Here is a 19107-nt window from a genome sequence, read left to right as displayed (position 1 = left end):
GAGGGAGCTTGCTCCCGCTGGGTCGCGAAGCGGCCCCAAGGCTCTGCGACTGCTACGCAGCCGAGCGGGAGCAAGCTCCCTCGCCACAGGAAAGCTCTCTCGCCAAAGAGCCCTTGGCAGGGCTGGACTATTTCTTTTCCGGCGGCAACTCAGGCAACGCGCGCAGCGCTGTTTCATACCATTCGGTACTGAATGCGCGGTCTTCTTCAAGAATGGCGTCGATTTCCACCGCAAGCACGTGGGCCATCAGGTTCAAAATCTCGTCACGCTCATAACCTACCAGCGTTAGCTTGTTGAACGTGGCCTTGGCGGCTGGCGGGTTGTCGCTTTCGATCTGGTTTTCAATTGCCTGGATCAGAGTTTGTTCAGCGAACTCTTCTTCGTCCATCTCGATATCTGTTGGCTCGCTCATGGCAGGCTCCTAAAAGTTAAGGCGGCCAGTTTACCTGCATTCAGCGCGGTGATGCTGTTGGCAAGACAGGCTCCGGCGTTCTATAAAACATAACTGCCAACCCCCGCACGGCCTGGAGACTTTGTAATGTTCAAGCTTTATGGATTTTCCGTCAGCAACTACTACAACATGGTGAAACTGGCGTTGCTGGAGAAAGGCCTGCCGTTCGAGGAGGTGCCGTTTTATGCCGGCCAGACTCCCGAGGCGCTGGCCATCAGCCCGCGCGGCAAGGTCCCAGTGCTGGGTGTCGAGCAAGGTTTCATCAACGAAACCGCGGTCATACTCGAATTCATCGAACAGAGTTCACAGGCCACTCCGCTACTGCCGAGTGACCCCTTCGAGCGCGCACAGGTTCTGGCCCTGGCCAAGGAAATCGAGCTGTACATCGAGCTGCCGGGCCGCGCCTGTTATGCCGAAGCGTTTTTCGGCATGCCGGTGGCTGATCCGATCAAGGAAAAGAGCAAAGCAGAACTGCTGCTGGGCTTTGCCTCGCTCGAACGCCACGGCAAGTTCTCGCCTTATGTCGCGGGCGACAGCCTGAGCATTGCAGACCTGTATTTCCTCTACAGCGTGCCGCTGGCCTGTGGAGTAGCGAAGAAGCTGTTCGATCTGGATTTGCTGGCGCAAATGCCGGCGGCCAAAGCGTTGCTGGAACGCCTCGAGCAGAACCCCAACGTGCAGCGCATTGCTGCAGACAGGGAAGCGGCGATGCCGGCGTTCATGGCGATGATTGCGGCCAAACGCTGACCGTCCGGGCGGCCTTCATGCGTGTCAGAGGGTTTGCAATCTTTTGTGCCATAAGGCCGCCATCCCTATAATTGGGGTTTTCCACCGACTTTTGTCTCATACGGTAATAAGCCAACGCTTACAGGATTTTCAGCAATGTTTACCTTGGCCATCAGATCTGTATGGACAAGGAAACCCGACGATGCTCAAGCTTTACGGTTTTGCAGCAAGCAACTACTTCAACATGGTCAAGCTGGCCCTTATGGAAAAAGGCGTGCCGTTTGAAACGGTCCCGTTTCATGGCTGCCAGAATCCCGAAATCCTCGCTGTCAGCCCGCGAGGAAAGGTGCCGGTGCTGGAAACCGATCACGGTTTCCTCAGTGAAACGGATGCCATTCTCGATTACATCGAAGAGACGCAAGGCGGGGTTGCCCTACTGCCCGCCGACCCTTTTGCTCGAGCTGGAGTCAGGGCTCTGGCGAAGGAAATCGAGCTGTACATCGAACTGCCTGCACGAGTCTGTTACGTGGAAGTGTTCTTTGGTGGCAGATCCACACCCGAAGCATTGAAAGCCAAGTCCGAGCGTGACTTGATCAAAGGATTCACGGCGCTGAAACAGCGTGGGCGATTTGCGCCATATGTGGCGGGCGAGCAATTTACCGTGGCCGATTTGTATTTTCTATACAGCGTCGATCTCGCGGTGGATGTCGGCAAGCAATTGTTCGATGTGGATTTCCTGGCTGATATGCCCGGGGCCCGCTTACTACTGGAGCGTCTGGGCCGTACTCCAAATGTGCAAAAGATCGCCGCTGACAGGCTCGCGGAGGCGCCTGCATTCCTGGCGCGCGTACAGGCAGTGGGTCGGGCCACCGGCCAGGCATGAAAAAGCGCGATGGCCGGGGCAGCCATCGCGCTTGTTTTTACCACTGCATTAGCGGCTGGCGAGCAACGCCTGGCCGCGAATCACTGCTTGCCTGACCTGCGCCGGCGCTGTTCCGCCAATGTGGTCACGGGCATTTACCGAGCCTTCCAGAGTCAGCACGGCGAACACATCCTGATCAATCTGATCGCTGAATTTGCGCAACTCTTCCAGGCTCATCTCCGCCAGGTCCTTACCGCTTTCAACACCGTATTTGACCGCGTGGCCAACGATTTCGTGGCAGTCACGGAAGGGCAGGCCGCGGCGCACCAGGTAATCGGCGAGGTCGGTGGCGGTGGAAAAACCACGCAGTGCTGCTTCACGCATGACTGCATGTTTGGGTTTGATTGCCGGGATCATGTCGGCGAACGCGCGCAACGAATCGCGCAGTGTGTCGGCGGCGTCGAACAGCGGTTCCTTGTCTTCCTGATTGTCCTTGTTGTAGGCCAATGGCTGGCCTTTCATCAAAGTCAGCAGACCCATGAGCGCGCCGAACACACGGCCGGTCTTGCCGCGAACCAGTTCCGGCACGTCCGGGTTTTTCTTTTGCGGCATGATCGAGCTGCCGGTGCAGAAGCGGTCGGGCAAATCGATGAACTGGAATTGCGCGCTGGTCCACAGCACCAACTCTTCGGAGAAGCGCGACAGGTGCATCATCGCAATGCTCGCGGCGGAGCAGAATTCGATAGCGAAGTCGCGATCGGAAACGTTATCCAGCGAGTTGCCGCCAACTGCGTCGAAGCCCAGCAACTGCGCGGTGTATTCGCGGTCGATCGGGTACGTGGTGCCCGCCAGTGCGGCGCTGCCCAATGGCATGCGGTTAGTACGCTTGCGGCAGTCGACCAGACGTTCGTAATCGCGGCTGAGCATTTCAAACCAGGCCAGCATGTGATGCCCGAAGGTCACTGGCTGAGCGGTTTGCAGGTGAGTAAAGCCGGGCATGATGCTCGCGGCTTCGCGCTCTGCCTGTTCCAGCAGACCTTTTTGCAGGCGGGTGATTTCAGCCAGGATCAGGTCGATTTCGTCACGCAGCCACAGGCGAATATCGGTGGCGACCTGATCGTTACGGCTGCGTCCGGTGTGCAGCTTTTTACCGGTTACGCCGATGCGATCGGTCAGCCGCGCTTCGATGTTCATGTGCACGTCTTCGAGGTCGATGCGCCAGTCGAACTGGCCAGCCTCGATCTCGCCCTGAATGGTTTTCAGGCCGTCGGCGATGCTGTCGCGCTCGGCATCGGTCAGCACACCGACCTTGGCCAGCATGGTAGCGTGGGCAATCGAGCCCATGATGTCGTGGCGATACAGGCGCTGATCGAAAGTGACGGAGGCGGTGAAGCGGGCGACGAAGGCGTCGACGGGTTCACTGAAGCGGCCGCCCCAGGACTGATTGGTCTTGTCAGTGCTCATGAATTCGCTCGTGTCTGCTGAAGATAAATGACGTCGCGGATAATAACAGGGTTGCCAAGCCTGTCGTTGACACTGGTCGACACGATTTTCCTCGGGCGGTTGCTACCGGATTGCGGGGGTTCCGGAGGAATTGCGCAACGATATTTTTCGATTGAGCAATATCGCTCCGGCAACCGTCTACAGTTGGACAGTAGGCTCGGCGCACGTCCTGGCGTTTTAGCGACTATAAGAAGAGGGGGTGTTCAGATTGTTGATTAGCAAACCCTACGGTGATGCCTCGCCAACGCGGGCCGCGGCCACCAATCTCAAGGCAGTGGAAAATTTAGCCGTCAGCCTGGCGGCACTTTTTGGCCTTCGCGCCGGTCTTAGCGTGGATCGCGGTGACGGACGTCACTTCACTTGTCTACGCTATCCTTGTGCGAGACTCACGCAGGAATCCAGCGCAATATGAATGTCCTGATCGTTGATGACGAACCCTTGGCCCGCGAGCGCCTGAGCCGAATGGTCGGCGAACTCGAGGGATACAGTGTCCTGGAGCCCAGCGCCACGAATGGCGAAGAAGCGTTGGCACTGATCGACAGCCACAAACCGGATATCGTTTTGCTCGATATCCGTATGCCAGGCCTCGATGGTCTGCAAGTTGCTGCCAGATTGTGCGAACGCGAAACCCCGCCAGCCGTGGTGTTTTGCACAGGGCCCGATGAATTTGCCGTGGAAGCCTTGCAGGCCAGCGCCGTAGGCTATCTGGTGAAACCTGTGCGTACAGAACAATTACATGACGTCTTGAAAAAAGCCGAGCGGCCCAATCGTGTCCAGCTCGCAGCACTGACCCGGCCCGCCGCTGAAACCGGCAGTGGTCCTCGCAGCCACATCAGTGCGAGAACCCGCAAAGGGATCGAACTGATCCCGCTGGGGCAGGTGGTTTATTTCATCGCCGATCACAAGTATGTGACCTTGCGCCACGAAGGCGGCGAAGTGCTGCTGGACGAACCGCTCAAGGCCCTTGAAGACGAATTCGGCGATCGCTTCGTGCGCATCCACCGCAATGCGCTGGTCGCACGTGAACGCATCGAACGTCTGCAGCGTACGCCTTTGGGGCATTTTCAATTGTTTCTCAAAGGTCTCAACGGCGACGCGTTGATCGTCAGTCGCCGTCACGTGGCCGGCGTACGAAAAATGATGCAACAGCTTTAATTCGCCTCACCCAGGCGAATACCACACCCGATTGCCGGACGTTCAGGGCCAGGGAGGCCAGGTATTACCTGATACAAGTCAAAGTGGATTTGACTGAGCTGTTATTATCCGCCGTATCTATTCAGTACGGATTGATCCATGTCCTCTCGCGAAATCCGCATCGCCACCCGCAAAAGTGCTCTCGCCCTGTGGCAGGCCGAGTACGTCAAAGCGCGACTTGAAGAAGCTCATCAGGGACTGCTGGTGACCCTGGTCCCCATGGTCAGTCGCGGCGACAAGCTGCTCGACTCGCCACTGTCGAAAATCGGCGGCAAAGGTCTGTTCGTCAAGGAACTGGAAACTGCGCTGCTGGAAAACACCGCCGACATCGCCGTGCATTCCATGAAAGACGTGCCGATGGACTTCCCGGAAGGTCTCGGTCTGTTCTGCATCTGTGAGCGCGAAGACCCACGCGACGCGTTCGTCTCCAATACCTACGCCAGCCTGGACGCGTTGCCTCAAGGCAGCATCGTTGGCACCTCCAGCCTACGTCGTCAGGCGCAGTTGTTGACCCGTCGTCCGGACCTGGAAATCCGTTTCCTGCGCGGTAACGTCAATACTCGGCTGGCCAAACTGGATGCGGGCGAGTACGACGCGATCATCCTCGCGGCGGCTGGCCTGATTCGTCTCGGTTTCGAGGACCGCATCACCTCGGCTATCAGCGTCGACGACAGTCTGCCGGCTGGCGGGCAGGGCGCAGTGGGCATCGAATGCCGTAGTGCCGACAGTGAAATCCACGCCTTGTTGACGCCTCTGCATCACGACGACACCGCCACCCGCGTGTTCTCCGAGCGTGCCCTCAACAAGCATCTGAACGGCGGCTGCCAAGTGCCTATCGCCTGTTATGCCGTGCTTGAAGATGAGCAAGTGTGGCTACGTGGTTTGGTCGGCGACCCAAGCGGTCGGCTGCTGCTGAGTGCTGAAGGTCGGGCGCCGCGTGGGGATGCTGAAGCGCTGGGTGTCAGAGTCGCCGAAGACCTGTTGAGCCAGGGCGCCGATGACATTCTGAAAGCGGTGTACGGCGAGGCGGGTCACGAGTGACTGGCTGGCGCCTGCTGTTGACGCGCCCTGCGGAGGAGTCTGCGGCGTTGAACAGCATGCTCGCCGAAGCGGGGATTTTCAGCGCCAGCCTGCCGCTCTTGGAGATTGATCCCCTGCCTGTCTCTGCCACGATGCGTGAGATCCTCCAGCATCTGGATCGTTATTGCGCGGTCATCGTCGTCAGCAAGCCAGCCGCCAGAATTGCCTTGGCGCATGTTGCAGAACAGGGCATTAAAATGCCGCATCTGCAGTGGTTCAGCGTGGGCGCGGCCACGGCGCAGATCCTTGAGAATCAAGGGTTGAAGGTGGATTTTCCCGCCGAGGGCGACGACAGCGAAGCGTTGTTGGAAATGAGTGAGCTGCGCGAGGCGGTCTCCAGAACCGGTGCACGCGTGTTGATCATGCGCGGGGAAGGCGGGCGCGAGTTGCTTGCCGATCGGTTGCGCGAGCTGGGTGCCAGTGTCGACTATCTGGAGTTGTACCGTCGCGAGTTGCCGCAGTATTCGCCGGCGACCCTGCCCGAGCGGATCGAAGCGGAACGCTTGAACGGGCTGGTGGTCAGCAGTGGACAGGGTTTTGAGCACCTGCATCAATTGGCTGGCAATGCCTGGCCGCATTTGGCGCAGTTGCCGTTGTTTGTTCCAAGCCCACGGGTCGCCGAGCTGGCACGTGCCGCCGGGGCTCAAACAGTTGTGGATTGTCGTGGCGCCAGTGCCACGGCCTTGCTGACGGCGTTACGGGAGCACCCGAACCCGTTCTCTAATGCAAAGGATGGATACGTGAGCGAAACAACCTTGCCAAAAGATGACGTCCAGCCAGTGCTTGATGCCCCGGTTGATGCCCAGGTTGAAACGCCGCCACCAGCTGCAGACCAGCGTCGGGGCAATGGCCTGGCGATCGTCGCGCTGCTGTTGGGTGCCGCCGGTGTTGCCGTGGGCGGTTGGGGAGTCTGGCAGGTGCGTCACCTGCAAGCCAATAACCAGCAACAGTTGAGTCAGGTGCAGGCGTTGAACGATCAGGCGCAGAGCCTGAAGCTCAATGAGCAGCGCCTGACGGCTCGCCTCGCGGAGTTGCCTGCCGCTGACGAACTTGAAGCTCGCAGTCGTCTGGTCGCGCAACTTCAAGGCGATCAGCAACGCCTGAACCAGCGTCTGGAAACCGTACTCGGTGCCAGTCGCAAGGACTGGCGTCTGGCGGAGGCTGAACACCTGTTGCGTTTGGCCAGTTTGCGTCTTTCGGCATTGCAGGACATCAGCAGCGCCCAGGCCCTGGTGCAGGGCGCCGACGAAATTCTTCGAGAGCAGAATGATCCGGGTTCATTCGCCGCCCGCGAACAGGTCGCCAAAACCCTGGTTGCGCTGCGCAGCACCGAGCAACCGGACCGCACGGGTCTGTTTCTGCGACTGGGCGCGCTGCGCGATCAGGTCATCAACCTTACTGAATTGGCGCCTGAGTACAAAGACCGTGGCGAGTCGCTGCTGGGCCTGACGGCTGATGGTGACGGCACCAGTCGTTGGGCGCAGTGGTGGGACAAGATTTCGCGCTACATCCGCATCGATTTCAATGCCGACAAAAATGTCCGACCGCTGTTGGCAGGTCAGGGCCTGAGTCAGGTGCGGCTGGCCCTCAGCCTCGCACTGGAACAGGCACAGTGGGCAGCGCTGAATGGTCAGGCTGCGGTTTACACACAGTCATTGGCTGAAGCGCGCGATGTGCTGACGGGCAATTTCAACCCGGACAATCCGCAGAGCAAAGTGATGCTCGAGCAGGTCGGCGAGTTGAGCAAGGAGTCGGTCACCGTGATCACGCCGGACCTGGCCGGCACGTTGAGTGCGGTTCAGGGATACCTTGAGCGCCGCAACGTCAACGCCGTCGACTCGATCAAGCCGTTGGAAAAACCTGCCGCCAGCACGACGCCGGAGGCCACGCCATGAAACGCCTCTATGTGATCGTGTTTCTGGTGATCGCCGCCGCCGCTGCCTTGGGGCTGGCGATCGCGGAGCATTCGGGCTACGTGCTGGTGGCTTACAAAAGTTTCCGCTACGAGTCGAGCCTGTGGGCGACGCTGGCTGTGGTGGCGGTGCTTTGGCTGCTGGTGTGGGGCATCAAGGCGCTGATTGAATTGGTCATGGCATCCAGTGGTGTGGTTAATCCCTGGTCGCGGCGCAATCGCAGTCGTCGCGTGCAGGTGGCGATCGAACACGGTCAACTCGACCTCGCCGAAGGGCGCTGGGCCAGCGCGCAACGTCATCTGCATCGTGCCGCTGAGGCCGAACGTCAGCCGCTGCTTTATTACCTTGGTGCCGCACGTGCCGCGAACGAGCAAGGTCACTATGAAGAAAGTGACAAGCTGCTGGAGCGCGCACTCGAGCGTCAGCCGCAGGCGGAGTTGGCGATTGCCCTCAGTCACGCACAGTTGCAAACCGATCGCGGCGATACCGAAGGCGCTCTGGTGACCTTGCAAGCCATGCACGAGCGCCACCCTCACAACGTACAGACGTTGCGGCAGTTGCAGCGTCTGCATCAACAGCGTGGCGATTGGTCGGCAGTGATCCGCCTGCTGCCGGAATTGCGCAAAGACAAGGTCCTGCCGCCGGCAGAGCTGGCCGAGCTGGAACGTCGCGCGTGGGGCAAAAACCTTTCACTGGCGGCGCAACGGGAAGAGGACGGGACGGTGGGTCTGCAATCGCTCAACCGCGCCTGGCAGCAACTGACGTCGGCGCAACGCCAGGAACCGCAACTGGTATTGGCGTATGCCGAGCAGCTGCGGCAGTTGGGCGCTCAGGTCGAGGCAGAAGAGATTTTACGTACGGCGCTCAAACGCCAATACGACAGCCATCTCGCCCGTCTCTACGGGCTGGTCCGTGGCAGTGATCCGGCTCGGCAGCTGCAAGTGGCCGAGGGTTGGCTTAAGGATCATTCGGCCGATCCTGGTCTTTTGCTGACGCTGGGTCGCCTGTGTCTGCAAAGCAGCCTGTGGGGCAAGGCGCGCGACTACCTTGAAAGCAGCCTGCGCTTGCAGCGTAACCCGGAAGCCTGCGCCGAACTGGCGAGATTACTCGCGCAACTGGGCGATACCGAGCGCAGCAATCAACTGTTCCAGGAAGGCCTTGGCTTGCTGGACGAGCGGCTGTTGGCGGCGCCGCTACCTTCGCTGACTCACGCATAAAGATTGCTTGATGTAGCAGCTGGCGCAGCCTGCGTCAGCTGCTACATAACGCCATCACCCCGAACTTTTTGCACACGTGAAACTGCTCATTCCTACTCGCAGCTTCTGTCTTAGGCAAAATCCTACAGCGGACTACATCTTGTCCTCTCGTTACTGTCGGGATTTCCCTACGCGTTTGCTGAAGTGTCGCAGTTAGTTCGTCTTGAAACGCGGGCGCGCTTTCCTCTACCGTAACCACTTGTCTCTACTGGTACGGAAAAGCCATGTCCCTGGCCTGCTCACGCTCCTTGTTTTTCATGGTTTTCATAGCCGGTTCACTGGCATTGGGCGTTTCCTACTACCTGGAATACGCTGTTGGCCTGCAACCTTGCGGTTTGTGTTTGCTGCAGCGCATGTGCCTGGCAGTGCTGACGGGTATCTGTTTGATGGCGTCGGTGCATGGGCCCGGGCGGTTCGGTGCTTTTCTGTATTGGTCACTGAGTCTGATGGCCGCTTTGGCAGGGACGGTGACGGCGTGGCGACAGGTGTTGTTGCAGACTGATCCCGCGAAACAGTTTGCTACATGCTCGTCCAGTTTATCGGACGTCTTCGCGACGACGCCGTGGACGAATGTGGCGCAACAACTGTTCGCAGGTACCGCGGATTGCGGCCGCATCACGTGGACGCTGTTCGATCTGAGCATCCCGGAGTGGAGCCTGCTGTTCTTTCTCGCGATGGCAGTCCTGAGTATCTTCCAGGTGCTGCAGCAGGTCTGGGTTGCCTGTCAGCGACCGGTTAGCGGCGCGTCGTCGCACCCGGCACTGGCCGGCGATTAAACACTTGTATGAACTTTATCTCCTGCGTACCTTGATGCCATTGGCGTGCGGGCATAATCTGGCCGGCACGTGTCATTGGAATAATGTTGCTCGCATGGCGCTCCGCTTGGCCGATTTCTGATTCCGGGAGGCGGCGGGTGTAGAGCAGCATGACCCACAAGGGAAGAGAGATCACCATGCTCGAAAGTTGTCAGAATGCTCAGGAACGCTGGGGTGGAGTGCATCTGCTGATCGATCGCTGGTTGCAGGAGCGTCACGAACTGGTTCGGGCTTATGATGACCTCGGCGAAAAGCCTGAGGCGCTCAGCGAGAACCGCAAACCATTGCAGGAATTCTGCGGTGTACTGGTTGATTACGTTTCCGCCGGCCACTTCGAAATCTACGAACAGCTGACCGGGGAGGCCAAGGCCTTCAACGACAAGCGTGGCCTCGAACTCGCCGATACGATTTATCCGCGCATTGATGTCATCACTGAGAAGTTGCTCGCATTCAATGACCTGTGCGACGAAGGCAAATGCGTCGCAGAGAAGTTCAAGGAACTGGGCGGTCTGTTGCATGAACGCTTCGAGCTGGAAGACTGTCTGATCGAAGTGCTGCATACGGCTCACAAGGAAGAGGATCCGGTTCAGGCTTGAACCGCTTCCTGCAAGTCCTTCAAAAACGGTGCGCTCTGCGCGCCGTTTTCGTTTCTGTGGTTCAGCGGGCGACGTCGCGTAATTCCACTTCGAAAATCAGTGGCGTGAACGGCTCGATCAAGTCGCCTGCACCTTCTGCTCCATAAGCCTGGGCGGACGGAATCACCAACCGCCATTTCGCGCCGACCGGCATGTCTTGCAGCGCGCTTTGCCATCCGCTGATCACGCTGTCGAGGCTGAACCATTGCGGCTGATTGTTCTGATCGAACACGCTGCCGTCCGGGAGTCGACCGACATACACAACCTGCACTCTGCCATTCGGACCTGCTTTTGCACCCGAGCCTGGAGTCAGTTCTGTCATAAGGATTCCATCAGCCAGTTGTCGCACGCCAGTTCTGGTTTTTTCCTCGGCAAGAAAACGCTGTTCTTTTTCGAGGGCGACTGCGTCCTGCGGCGCGGCTTGTTTCAATGCGGTCTGCGCCTCGTGCTCGGTCAGTATCTGTTCGATCCGCTCATCTTTCAGCGCCAGCGGCTGGCCTCTGTAGGCTTGCTGCAAACCTTCGACAAGAGCCTGAAGCTGCAAGTCGGGAACCTCCTGGCGCAGGCGTTCGCCCAGGCTCGCACCCAGGCTGTAAGCGAGATCGTGAGCGTCATTTTTGGTGGGTTTTTCCGCAGCATGAGCCACTGAAAAAAGCACGCACAGCAATAAAAACAGGTAGCGCGACATGGGCACTCTCCGACCTTAGATGCGGCGGATTATGCCAGTGTGGATGCGTTAAACGGTGAACTGGATTTTCCCGAGCGCGGAAGATTTTCGTTCAGTTGCAACGCAGCGCTTTCGATACTGTCAACATGCCCTAGCGGCGGTATCAGCAGAGGTCTAGTATGAGCCGCACCCACGTCAGCCAGGAGGTAAACCATGTCGGCCACCAAGAAGCCTGTAAATACTCCGTTGCACTTACTCCAACAACTCTCGGGCAGTTTGCTCGAGCATTTGGAAACCGCTTGTTCGCAAGCCTTGGCTGATGCTGAAAAACTGCTCGCCAAGCTGGAAAAGCAGCGCGGCAAAGCACAGGAAAAATTGCACAAATCCCGAACCAAATTGCAGGACGCTGCGTCCGCCGGCAAAGCCAAGGCGCAGAACAAAGCTAAAGGTGGGGTCAAAGAACTTGAGGACCTGCTCGATGCCCTCAAGGATCGTCAATCCGAAACTCGCAACTACATCGTTCAGCTTAAGCGCGATGCTCAGGAGAGCCTGAAACTGGCTCAGGGTATCGGTCGAGTACAAGAGGCCGTCAGCAAGGCGTTGTCCTCGCGTTCGGCCAAGGCTGCTGCAGTTCCTGCGAAGAAATCCGCAACCAGGTCGGTCGCTGCAAAAGCTTCACCGACTCCTGCCGCCAAGGCACCGGCAAAAGCTACCGCCAAGCCAGTGGCGAGAAAACCGGTGGCTGCCAGCACTGCAAAACCTGCGGCTAAAACCACTGCTGCCAAACCAGCCACCGCTAGATCGACGGCTTCGAAAACAACGGCCACCAAACCTGCTGCAACCAAAACTGCTGCTGCAAAACCGGCCGCCAAGCCTGCTGCGAAACCAGCGGCTAAAACTGCAGCCACCAGATCTGCCGCCAAGCCAGCCGCGGCGAAATCCGCAGCTAAACCGGCGGCTAAACCTGCAACCAAAACTGCCGCTAAACCGGCAGCCAAAACTGCTGCCGCCAAGCCTGCCACCGCAGCCAAAACTGCAGCGGCAAAACCAGCAGCCAAACCAGTAGCAGCAAAACCGGCAACCAAAGCGGCCGCCAAACCCGCGGTGAAAAAACCGGTCACCGCTGCCAAGCCAGCTGCGGCAACTGCTGCCAAACCAGCAAGTCCAGCGCCGTCTGCTTCGACTGGATCTGCACCAGCAGCCAATCCCTCGACGGCCGCCACAGCATCGCCAACGCCTGCTGCCCCGTCGAGCACAAGCAACACCCCAACCAGCGCTTCCTAAGTGCCGGTTACCGCGACGCGCAGTTGATTCAGCGCGTTGCGGTCCAGGTTGGCGGCGTCTGCCGCCACACCGTCCAGCCAGGCCGAGTGATCGGTCGCTTCGCTCTGCGGCCAATTGATCGCCGCGCGTTCCAGGCGCAAAAGTAGATGCCGCTCGGCTTCCAGCTCCAAAACCTTCATCTTTTCACGCAAATCGCGCAGCTCGGCATCGCCTCCGGCGGCGACTTTCCATTGCACACGCAAGGCCCGCAGCGGCCGCACGACCTCCGCGTCCCACGGTTCGGACACACTTCGCAGCAGCTCCAGCCGTTGCTGATGGCAGGCGACGCCACGTTCTGCCAGCCACAACCCACACAGCAACAGGCACACATTCACCCCCGCAGACTGCAGCGTGAGGCACGCGGCTTCGACGCCGGGGCGGGCATAAGTGCCAAGGGAAAAGCTCCACAGGTCAGAGGACATAGTGCTACTCGCGCCAGTTGCGAGCGAAGCTGGTAGACTCCGCCGCCATTATGATTCGACTTCAGAACCTGACTTTACAGCGTGGCCCGCAGCGTCTGCTAGAAGATGCCGAGCTGACCCTGCACGCCGGCCACAAAGCCGGCCTAATCGGTGCCAATGGCGCCGGCAAATCGAGCCTGTTCGCCTTGCTTCTGGGTGACCTGCACCCGGACTCGGGTGACTGCTTCCTGCCGGCCGACTGGCGCATCGCCCACATGCGGCAGGAGATCGACACCCTTGATCGCATTGCGGTCGACTACGTGCTCGATGGCGACCTGCGTCTGCGCGAGGTGCAACGCGACCTCGCTGCCGCCGAAGCGGCGCATGACGGTGCTGCTCAGGCCCGCCTGCACTCGGAACTCGATAGCGCCGATGGTTACACCGCCGACGCTCGCGCCCGCAAGTTGCTCGCCGGCCTCGGATTCACCAATGACCAGATGGATCGCCAGGTAGGAGATTTCTCCGGTGGCTGGAGGATGCGTCTGAATCTGGCGCAGGCCTTGATGTGTCCTTCGGACTTGCTGCTGCTCGACGAACCGACCAACCACTTGGACCTCGACGCTATTATCTGGCTCGAAGAATGGCTCAAGAGCTATCCCGGTACGCTGATGCTGATTTCCCACGACCGGGATTTCCTTGACGCCGTGGTTGACCATGTCGCCCATGTCGATCAGCGCAAAATCACCCTGTATCGTGGCGGTTATACCGCTTTCGAACGCGCTCGTGCGGAACGTCTGGCCCAGCAGCAGCAGGCCTACGAGAAGCAGCAGGTGCAACGTGCGCACATGGAAAGCTACATCGCCCGCTTCAAGGCCCAGGCCACCAAGGCCCGTCAGGCGCAGAGTCGGATCAAAGCGCTGGAGCGGATGGAAGAGTTGTCGGCCGCTCATGTCGATTCACCGTTTGACTTCGTTTTCCGCGAGTCGACGAAGATCTCCAGCCCGTTGATCGACCTGTCCGACGCGCGTCTGGGTTACGGCGACAAAACCGTGCTGGAGAAGGTCAGGCTGCAACTGACCCCCGGCGCGCGCATCGGTCTGCTCGGCCCGAACGGGGCGGGTAAATCGACCCTGATCAAAAACCTCTCCGGTGAACTCGAACCGCTGGCCGGGCGACTGACCCGTGGCGAGAACACTGTTGTCGGCTATTTCGCCCAGCATCAACTCGATTCCCTCGATTCCAAGGCCAGCCCATTGCTGCACATGCAACGCCTGGCGCCCACCGAGCGCGAGCAGACCTTGCGCGATTTCCTCGGTGGCTTCGACTTCCGCGGTGCGCGGATCGATGAGCCGGTGCTGAATTTTTCCGGTGGTGAAAAGGCTCGTCTGGCGCTGGCGTTGATCGCTTGGGGCCGGCCTAACCTGTTGCTGCTCGATGAACCGACCAACCACCTCGATCTGGAAATGCGCCTGGCGCTGACCATGGCCCTGCAGGAATTCACGGGCGCGGTATTGGTGGTCTCTCACGATCGGCACTTGCTCAAGAGCACCACCGACAATTTCTATCTGGTCGCGGACGGCAAGGTCGAAGAATTCGACGGCGACCTCGAGGACTACACCCGTTGGCTGGTGGAATATCGTCAGCGCAACGCACCGGTCAGCAATACCCCGGTGAATCCGGACAAGACCGACAAGAAAGCCCAGCGCCAGGCCGCCGCCGCATTGCGTCAGCAACTGGCGCCGCACAAGCGTGAAGCCGACAAGCTCGAAGCCGAGCTGGGCAAGCTGCACGAAAAACTGGCGAAAATCGATGCCAGCCTCGGTGACAGCGATATCTACGAACCGGCGCGCAAGAACGATCTGCGCGATCTGCTGGCCGAGCAGGCCAAGCTGAAAGTGCGCGAAGCCGAGCTCGAAGAGGCATGGATGGAATCCCTGGAATTGCTTGAAAGCATGCAGGCGGAGCTGGAGGCGTTGTCCTGATGGAAGGCTTCACGCTGAAGATGTCACCCGTGTGGATCGAGCCGATCTGGTTCACCGTGCAAATCCTCCTGATTTTGCTGGCAGGGTATCTCGCGCAACGATTTGTGGCTCGGGGCCTGACGCGTCTGGGTGAGCGTTATGCGTTCCCGCCGCAATTGCTGATGCCCCTGCGTGGCGTGTTGCGCTGGCTGATCATGGGCAGCGCGCTGCTGTTTGTGCTGGAGCGCCTCGGTGTGTCGGCCACGGTGCTGTGGACGGCCTTGTCCGGATTCGTGGCGGTCGCTGCGGTGGCGTTTTTCGCCATGTGGAGCGTGTTGTCCAATCTGCTCTGCGCCGTGCTGATTTTCACCGTCGGCCCGTTTCGCATTGGCGACGTGGTCGAGCTGGTCGACACCACCGACAAGCCCGGTGTCAAAGGCCGGGTGGTGGCGATCAATCTGCTTTACACCACGTTGGTCGAGGCTGAAGAACTCGGCACTGGCAGTGCGATGGTGCAAGTGCCGAACAGCCTGTTCTTCCAGCGCTCGGTACGGCGCTGGCGTGGGACCGATGTGCTGCCGGCGAGTGGTTTCGAGAAGTAAATTCTTCGGCCCTGACACACCGCTATCGCGAGCAGGCTCGCTCCCACAGGGTTTTCGGTTGCTCACACATCAGCAATCCACCCCAACACCCTGTAGGAGCGAGCCTGCTCGCGATAGGGCCCTCGCAAACTGACCCGGTAAAAAACCAGTAGTCATCCCGCCAAACCCGCATTAGCTTAGACGTCTGTCACGTGTCCGGGTCGAGGTGTGCAATGGAGCTTCAAACATGGCTGGCATTTTTTGCTGCCTGCTGGGTGATCAGTCTGTCTCCCGGTGCCGGCGCCATTGCGTCGATGTCCAGCGGTCTGCAATACGGTTTCTGGCGGGGCTACTGGAATGCACTGGGCCTGCAGATAGGCCTGGCGGTGCAGATCGCGATTGTCGGCGCCGGAGTAGGCGCGATTCTGACGGCCTCATCTACTGCGTTTTATGCGATCAAGTGGTTCGGCGTGGCGTACCTGGTTTATCTCGCTGTGAAGCAATGGCGAGCGCTTCCCAGCGACATGAGCGACGATGCGCCTGGGCGCCCGATTGGCAGACCCCTGGTCCTGGTGTTCCGTGGTTTTCTGGTGAACATCAGCAACCCCAAGGCGCTGGTGTTCATGCTGGCGGTGTTGCCGCAGTTTATTGATCCGCATGCGCCGTTGCTGGCTCAGTACCTGATCATCGGGGTGACCATGGTTTGCGTGGACCTGATCGTTATGGCCGGCTACACCGGGCTGGCCTCGAAAGTGCTGCGTCTATTGCGCACGCCGAAACAGCAGAGACGAATGAACCGCACTTTTGCCGGCTTGTTCATCGGTGCCGCAGCGTTTATGGCGACATTGCGCAAAGCGCCGGTTTAAACAGTTCAGGCACAAAAAAGGCGACCTCATGAGGTCGCCTTTTTCATGTGTGATGCAGATGCTCAAGTGGTGAGGGCTTCTGTGGTAAGGGGATTTATCCCCATGTGGCGCGAAGCGACCCAAGGTTTGGAATGCTGCGCAGTCCCAGCCGGGATGACTCTCCTCACACAGAGTCACCTCAAGACGCAGGACTTCTCCCTTTCTCCCCCGAAAAATCACTACAAAGCTTGAGCGAAATGCATTGGAAGTGAACAATGTGTTACTTCGTATTTCCATCTGAGATCCATTCATGATTGCCTTCTCCCGTTTTCTGGCCTGGCTGGCGATGCCAGTCATCGCGTTTTGCAGCTTCAATGTGCTGGCCGAAACCGCCGAAGGAGCGCCCAAGGCCCTGCACTTGCTCGACTACATCGGCGCCGATTACCCGGCCACGGTTGAGGCGGGCAAGGTCATCGATGAGTCGGAGTACCGCGAGCAGCAGGAATTTCTTGGTGTGCTGCACGACTTGATTGTTGAATTGCCGGCAAAGCCTGAGCGTGCCGAACTCGAGCAAGGTGTCGGCAATTTGCGCGCTGCAATCGCGAGCAAGCAGGACGGTGCCGACGTCGCGCGTCAGGCACGGCAGCTGGGTGCAAAGCTCGCTGTGGCGTACGAAGTGAGCCAGGCGCCGGTGATTACGCCTGACCCCACGCGCGGTGCGACGCTTTACGTTCAGCAATGCTCGGTGTGTCATGGGGATACCGGCGCCGGTGACGGCCCTGCCGGCGTGGGCATGACGCCGCCACCGGCCAATCTGCGCGATGCTTCGCGACTGGCTCGCCTTAGCCTGTATGCGATTTACAACACCGTGGGGATGGGCGTCGAAGGCACTGACATGCCGTCCTTCGCCGATCAACTGGACGATCGGCAGCGGTGGGATCTGGCGACGTACATAGCCAGTTTCAGCGCCGATCCGGCGGCCGCGAAATCCGCAAAGACCTACAACCTCGCCGACCTCGCCCGTCAGACGCCGGCCGAAGTGCTGGCTGCCGAAGGCCCGCAAGCAGCGGCGACGTTCCGTGCCCAGCGCGCGCAGCCGCCGCAGGTCAAGCGTGGCCCGGGGCAATTGCTCGATTACACCGCAACGACGCTGGACAAGAGTATCGCCGCGTATCGTGGTGGCGATCACGATCAGGCGTACGACTTGTCGGTGGCGGCGTATCTGGAAGGTTTCGAGCTGGTTGAAAGCTCCCTCGATAACGTCGACGCCAACGTGCGCAAAGACACTGAAAAATCTCTGATGGCTTACCGGCAATCCTTGCAGGACGGCTTGCCGTTGGCCGAGGTCCAGCAGCGTCTGGACGCCGCCAAAGCCAAGTTGAAAGAGTCGGCCGGCCTGTTGGGCAGCGATGGCTTGAGTTGGTCGCTGAGTTACATCTCCGGTCTGCTGATTCTGCTGCGCGAAGGTCTTGAAGCCATCCTGGTGCTGGCGGCGATTCTCGCGTTCCTGCGTAATACCGGTCAGCAATCGGCAGTGCGCAGCGTTAATATCGGCTGGGGCCTAGCCCTGGTCGCTGGCCTGGCGACCTGGGCGCTGGCAGCGTATGTGATCGATGTCAGCGGTTCGCAGCGCGAATTGCTGGAGGGTGCAACTGCGCTGTTTGCCAGCTTCATGGTGCTGTGGCTCGGTGTGTGGATGCACGACCGGCGTCACGCTGCGGCGTGGCAGGATTACATCAAGAGCAGCCTGGTGGGCGGCGGTGGGCGTTTTGGTTTTGCAACGCTGGCGTTTTTCTCGGTGTATCGCGAGTTGTTCGAAGTGATCCTGTTCTACGAAACGCTGTGGCTGCAGGCCGGCCCGGCGGGTCATAACGCCGTATTGGCGGGCGGTGCCACGGCGCTGGTGTTGCTGGTCGGTCTGGCGTGGGTGATTTTGCGCGGTTCGGCAAAGTTGCCGTTGTCGCTGTTCTTCGGCATCAACGCCGCTTTGCTTTGTGCGTTGTCGGTGGTGTTCGCCGGGCATGGCGTGAAGGCGTTGCAGGAAGCAGGCATTTTCGGCACGCGACCGGTGCCGTTCTTTGACTTCGATTGGCTGGGCATTCATGCCGATGCGTATTCACTGGGGGCGCAGGCCGTGGCGATTGTTGCGATTATTGTGCTGTATGGTCGCAGCAGGATCGCCGAGAAGCGTCGGGTGCAGGTTTCCTGAAGCATTCGCTGCGCTCACCATCGCGAGCAGGCTCGCTCACAGGATCGCGTATAACCTGTGGGAGCGAGCCTGCTCGCGAGTTTTTTGAGAGGTAAAACACAATGCGCGTATGGATCGATGCCGACGCCTGCCCTCGGGCGGCCAAGGATCTGGTGGTGAAGTTCGCCCTCAAGCGCCAGTTCGAAGTGGTGCTGGTGGCGGGGCAGCCGCAGATCAAACCGGGCCTCGCGCTGGTGAAACTGATCGTGGTGCCGAGCGGCCCTGATGCGGCCGACGATTACCTGGTGGAACACGCTGTGCCGGGTGAGCTGGTGATCTGCAGCGATGTGCCGCTGGCCGACCGTTTAGTGAAGAAGGGCGTGTCCGCGCTCGACCCGCGCGGCAAGGAATTCGATGCGCAGAACATGGGTGATCGCCTGGCGGTGCGCAATCTGTTCACTGATTTGCGTGAGCAGGGGCAAATGAGTGGCGGACCGGCGCCGTTTGGCGAGCGTGAGAAGCAGGCGTTCGCCAATGCGCTGGACCGGATTCTCACGCGGCTGACGCGCAAATCCTGAATGGGCTCTATCCTGTGGCGAGGGAGCTTGCTCCCGCTGGGTTGCGAAGCGGCCCAAGTACGATCCTTCAGGAAGACTGCGGCATCTGCTATTACGCCTGCTGCGCAGCCGAGCGGGAGCAAGCTCCC

General features: G+C 59.6%; 18 protein-coding genes and 2 pseudogenes. 16 read left to right on the top strand and 4 right to left on the bottom strand.

What is annotated here, in order from left to right; all coding sequences use genetic code 11:
• Positions 1-127: 127 nt before the first annotated feature.
• Positions 128-412: a hypothetical protein gene (locus tag DU29_RS0123135; protein WP_028623849.1), complete on the bottom strand. Its 285-nt coding sequence runs from the start codon at positions 410-412 to the stop codon at positions 128-130.
• 126 nt (positions 413-538) lie between these two features.
• Here DU29_RS0123135 and DU29_RS0123130 point away from each other — a divergent pair, with 126 nt between their 5' ends.
• Both DU29_RS0123130 and DU29_RS0123125 read left to right on the top strand, forming a co-directional pair.
• Positions 539-1198, top strand: a complete 660-nt coding sequence (locus tag DU29_RS0123130; RefSeq protein ID WP_028623848.1) for a glutathione S-transferase family protein — start codon at positions 539-541, stop codon at positions 1196-1198.
• 181 nt (positions 1199-1379) lie between these two features.
• Positions 1380-2060: a glutathione S-transferase family protein gene (locus DU29_RS0123125; RefSeq protein WP_028623847.1), complete on the top strand. Its 681-nt coding sequence runs from the start codon at positions 1380-1382 to the stop codon at positions 2058-2060.
• Positions 2061-2108: 48 nt separating this feature from the next.
• On the opposite strand, the gene argH is transcribed toward DU29_RS0123125, so the two are convergent.
• The gene (argH, locus tag DU29_RS0123120; protein ID WP_028623846.1) at positions 2109-3503 is read right to left on the bottom strand and encodes an argininosuccinate lyase; all 1395 of its coding nucleotides are present in this window, start codon (positions 3501-3503) and stop codon (positions 2109-2111) included.
• Positions 3504-3837: 334 nt separating this feature from the next.
• Between argH and DU29_RS1000000133815 the strand changes: the two are divergent.
• The 8 genes and pseudogenes from DU29_RS1000000133815 to DU29_RS0123090 form a co-directional block, all read left to right on the top strand.
• A pseudogene (locus DU29_RS1000000133815) lies at positions 3838-3954 on the top strand (sensor histidine kinase); the annotation flags it as partial.
• Positions 3951-4697 carry a LytR/AlgR family response regulator transcription factor gene (locus DU29_RS0123115; RefSeq protein ID WP_028623845.1) on the top strand — a complete coding sequence of 249 codons (747 nt, stop codon included), beginning with the start codon at positions 3951-3953 and terminating at the stop codon, positions 4695-4697. The pseudogene DU29_RS1000000133815 and the gene DU29_RS0123115, both read left to right, overlap by 4 nt.
• A gap of 138 nt (positions 4698-4835) precedes the next feature.
• A complete protein-coding gene (hemC, locus tag DU29_RS0123110) occupies positions 4836-5777 on the top strand; it encodes a hydroxymethylbilane synthase (RefSeq protein WP_028623844.1) in 942 nt (313 codons plus the stop codon).
• Positions 5774-6520 (top strand): annotated as a pseudogene (locus tag DU29_RS1000000133395) (uroporphyrinogen-III synthase); the annotation flags it as partial. The gene hemC and the pseudogene DU29_RS1000000133395, both read left to right, overlap by 4 nt.
• 36 nt (positions 6521-6556) lie before the next feature.
• Positions 6557-7711 (top strand): uroporphyrinogen-III C-methyltransferase, encoded by a 1155-nt coding sequence (locus DU29_RS1000000133390; RefSeq protein WP_028623843.1) that lies wholly within the window; start codon positions 6557-6559, stop codon positions 7709-7711.
• Positions 7708-8946, top strand: coding sequence for a heme biosynthesis protein HemY (locus DU29_RS0123100; protein ID WP_028623842.1), 1239 nt, complete (start codon positions 7708-7710; stop codon positions 8944-8946). The genes DU29_RS1000000133390 and DU29_RS0123100 overlap by 4 nt, the downstream gene beginning before the upstream one ends.
• Positions 8947-9209: 263 nt before the next feature.
• Complete coding sequence (locus DU29_RS0123095; protein WP_028623841.1) at positions 9210-9761, top strand: disulfide bond formation protein B; 552 nt, start codon at positions 9210-9212, stop codon at positions 9759-9761.
• A gap of 176 nt (positions 9762-9937) precedes the next feature.
• Positions 9938-10396, top strand: coding sequence for an Rsd/AlgQ family anti-sigma factor (locus DU29_RS0123090; RefSeq protein ID WP_028623840.1), 459 nt, complete (start codon positions 9938-9940; stop codon positions 10394-10396).
• A gap of 61 nt (positions 10397-10457) precedes the next feature.
• On the opposite strand, the gene DU29_RS0123085 is transcribed toward DU29_RS0123090, so the two are convergent.
• On the bottom strand, positions 10458-11123 hold the full coding sequence (locus DU29_RS0123085) for an FKBP-type peptidyl-prolyl cis-trans isomerase (RefSeq protein WP_028623839.1): 666 nt from the start codon (positions 11121-11123) through the stop codon (positions 10458-10460).
• Positions 11124-11315: 192 nt separating this feature from the next.
• On the opposite strand from DU29_RS0123085, the gene DU29_RS1000000133080 reads away from it, so the two are divergent.
• Entirely contained in the window at positions 11316-12386 is a 1071-nt protein-coding gene (locus tag DU29_RS1000000133080) for an AlgP family protein (protein WP_028623838.1), read from the top strand.
• On the opposite strand, the gene DU29_RS0123075 is transcribed toward DU29_RS1000000133080, so the two are convergent.
• Complete coding sequence (locus DU29_RS0123075) at positions 12383-12847, bottom strand: TIGR02444 family protein (protein ID WP_028623837.1); 465 nt, start codon at positions 12845-12847, stop codon at positions 12383-12385. The two genes, DU29_RS1000000133080 and DU29_RS0123075, sit on opposite strands and share 4 nt — an antisense overlap.
• A gap of 50 nt (positions 12848-12897) precedes the next feature.
• On the opposite strand from DU29_RS0123075, the gene DU29_RS0123070 reads away from it, so the two are divergent.
• From DU29_RS0123070 to DU29_RS0123050, 5 genes are all read left to right on the top strand, one after another.
• The gene (locus DU29_RS0123070; RefSeq protein ID WP_028623836.1) at positions 12898-14808 is read left to right on the top strand and encodes an ATP-binding cassette domain-containing protein; all 1911 of its coding nucleotides are present in this window, start codon (positions 12898-12900) and stop codon (positions 14806-14808) included.
• A complete protein-coding gene (locus DU29_RS0123065; RefSeq protein ID WP_028623835.1) occupies positions 14808-15389 on the top strand; it encodes a mechanosensitive ion channel family protein in 582 nt (193 codons plus the stop codon). Before DU29_RS0123070 ends, DU29_RS0123065 begins: the two co-directional genes overlap by 1 nt.
• A gap of 212 nt (positions 15390-15601) precedes the next feature.
• Positions 15602-16234: a LysE family transporter gene (locus tag DU29_RS0123060; protein WP_028623834.1), complete on the top strand. Its 633-nt coding sequence runs from the start codon at positions 15602-15604 to the stop codon at positions 16232-16234.
• A 289-nt stretch (positions 16235-16523) separates the two neighbouring features.
• Positions 16524-18422, top strand: coding sequence for an FTR1 family protein (locus DU29_RS0123055; RefSeq protein WP_028623833.1), 1899 nt, complete (start codon positions 16524-16526; stop codon positions 18420-18422).
• 101 nt (positions 18423-18523) lie between these two features.
• Complete coding sequence (locus DU29_RS0123050; protein ID WP_028623832.1) at positions 18524-18979, top strand: YaiI/YqxD family protein; 456 nt, start codon at positions 18524-18526, stop codon at positions 18977-18979.
• Positions 18980-19107 lie beyond the last annotated feature (128 nt).

Origin of the sequence: Pseudomonas sp. Ant30-3, from assembly GCF_000690905.1 — a bacterium.
Classification (GTDB): domain Bacteria; phylum Pseudomonadota; class Gammaproteobacteria; order Pseudomonadales; family Pseudomonadaceae; genus Aquipseudomonas.
This window is presented reverse-complemented; position numbering and strand designations above follow the sequence as displayed.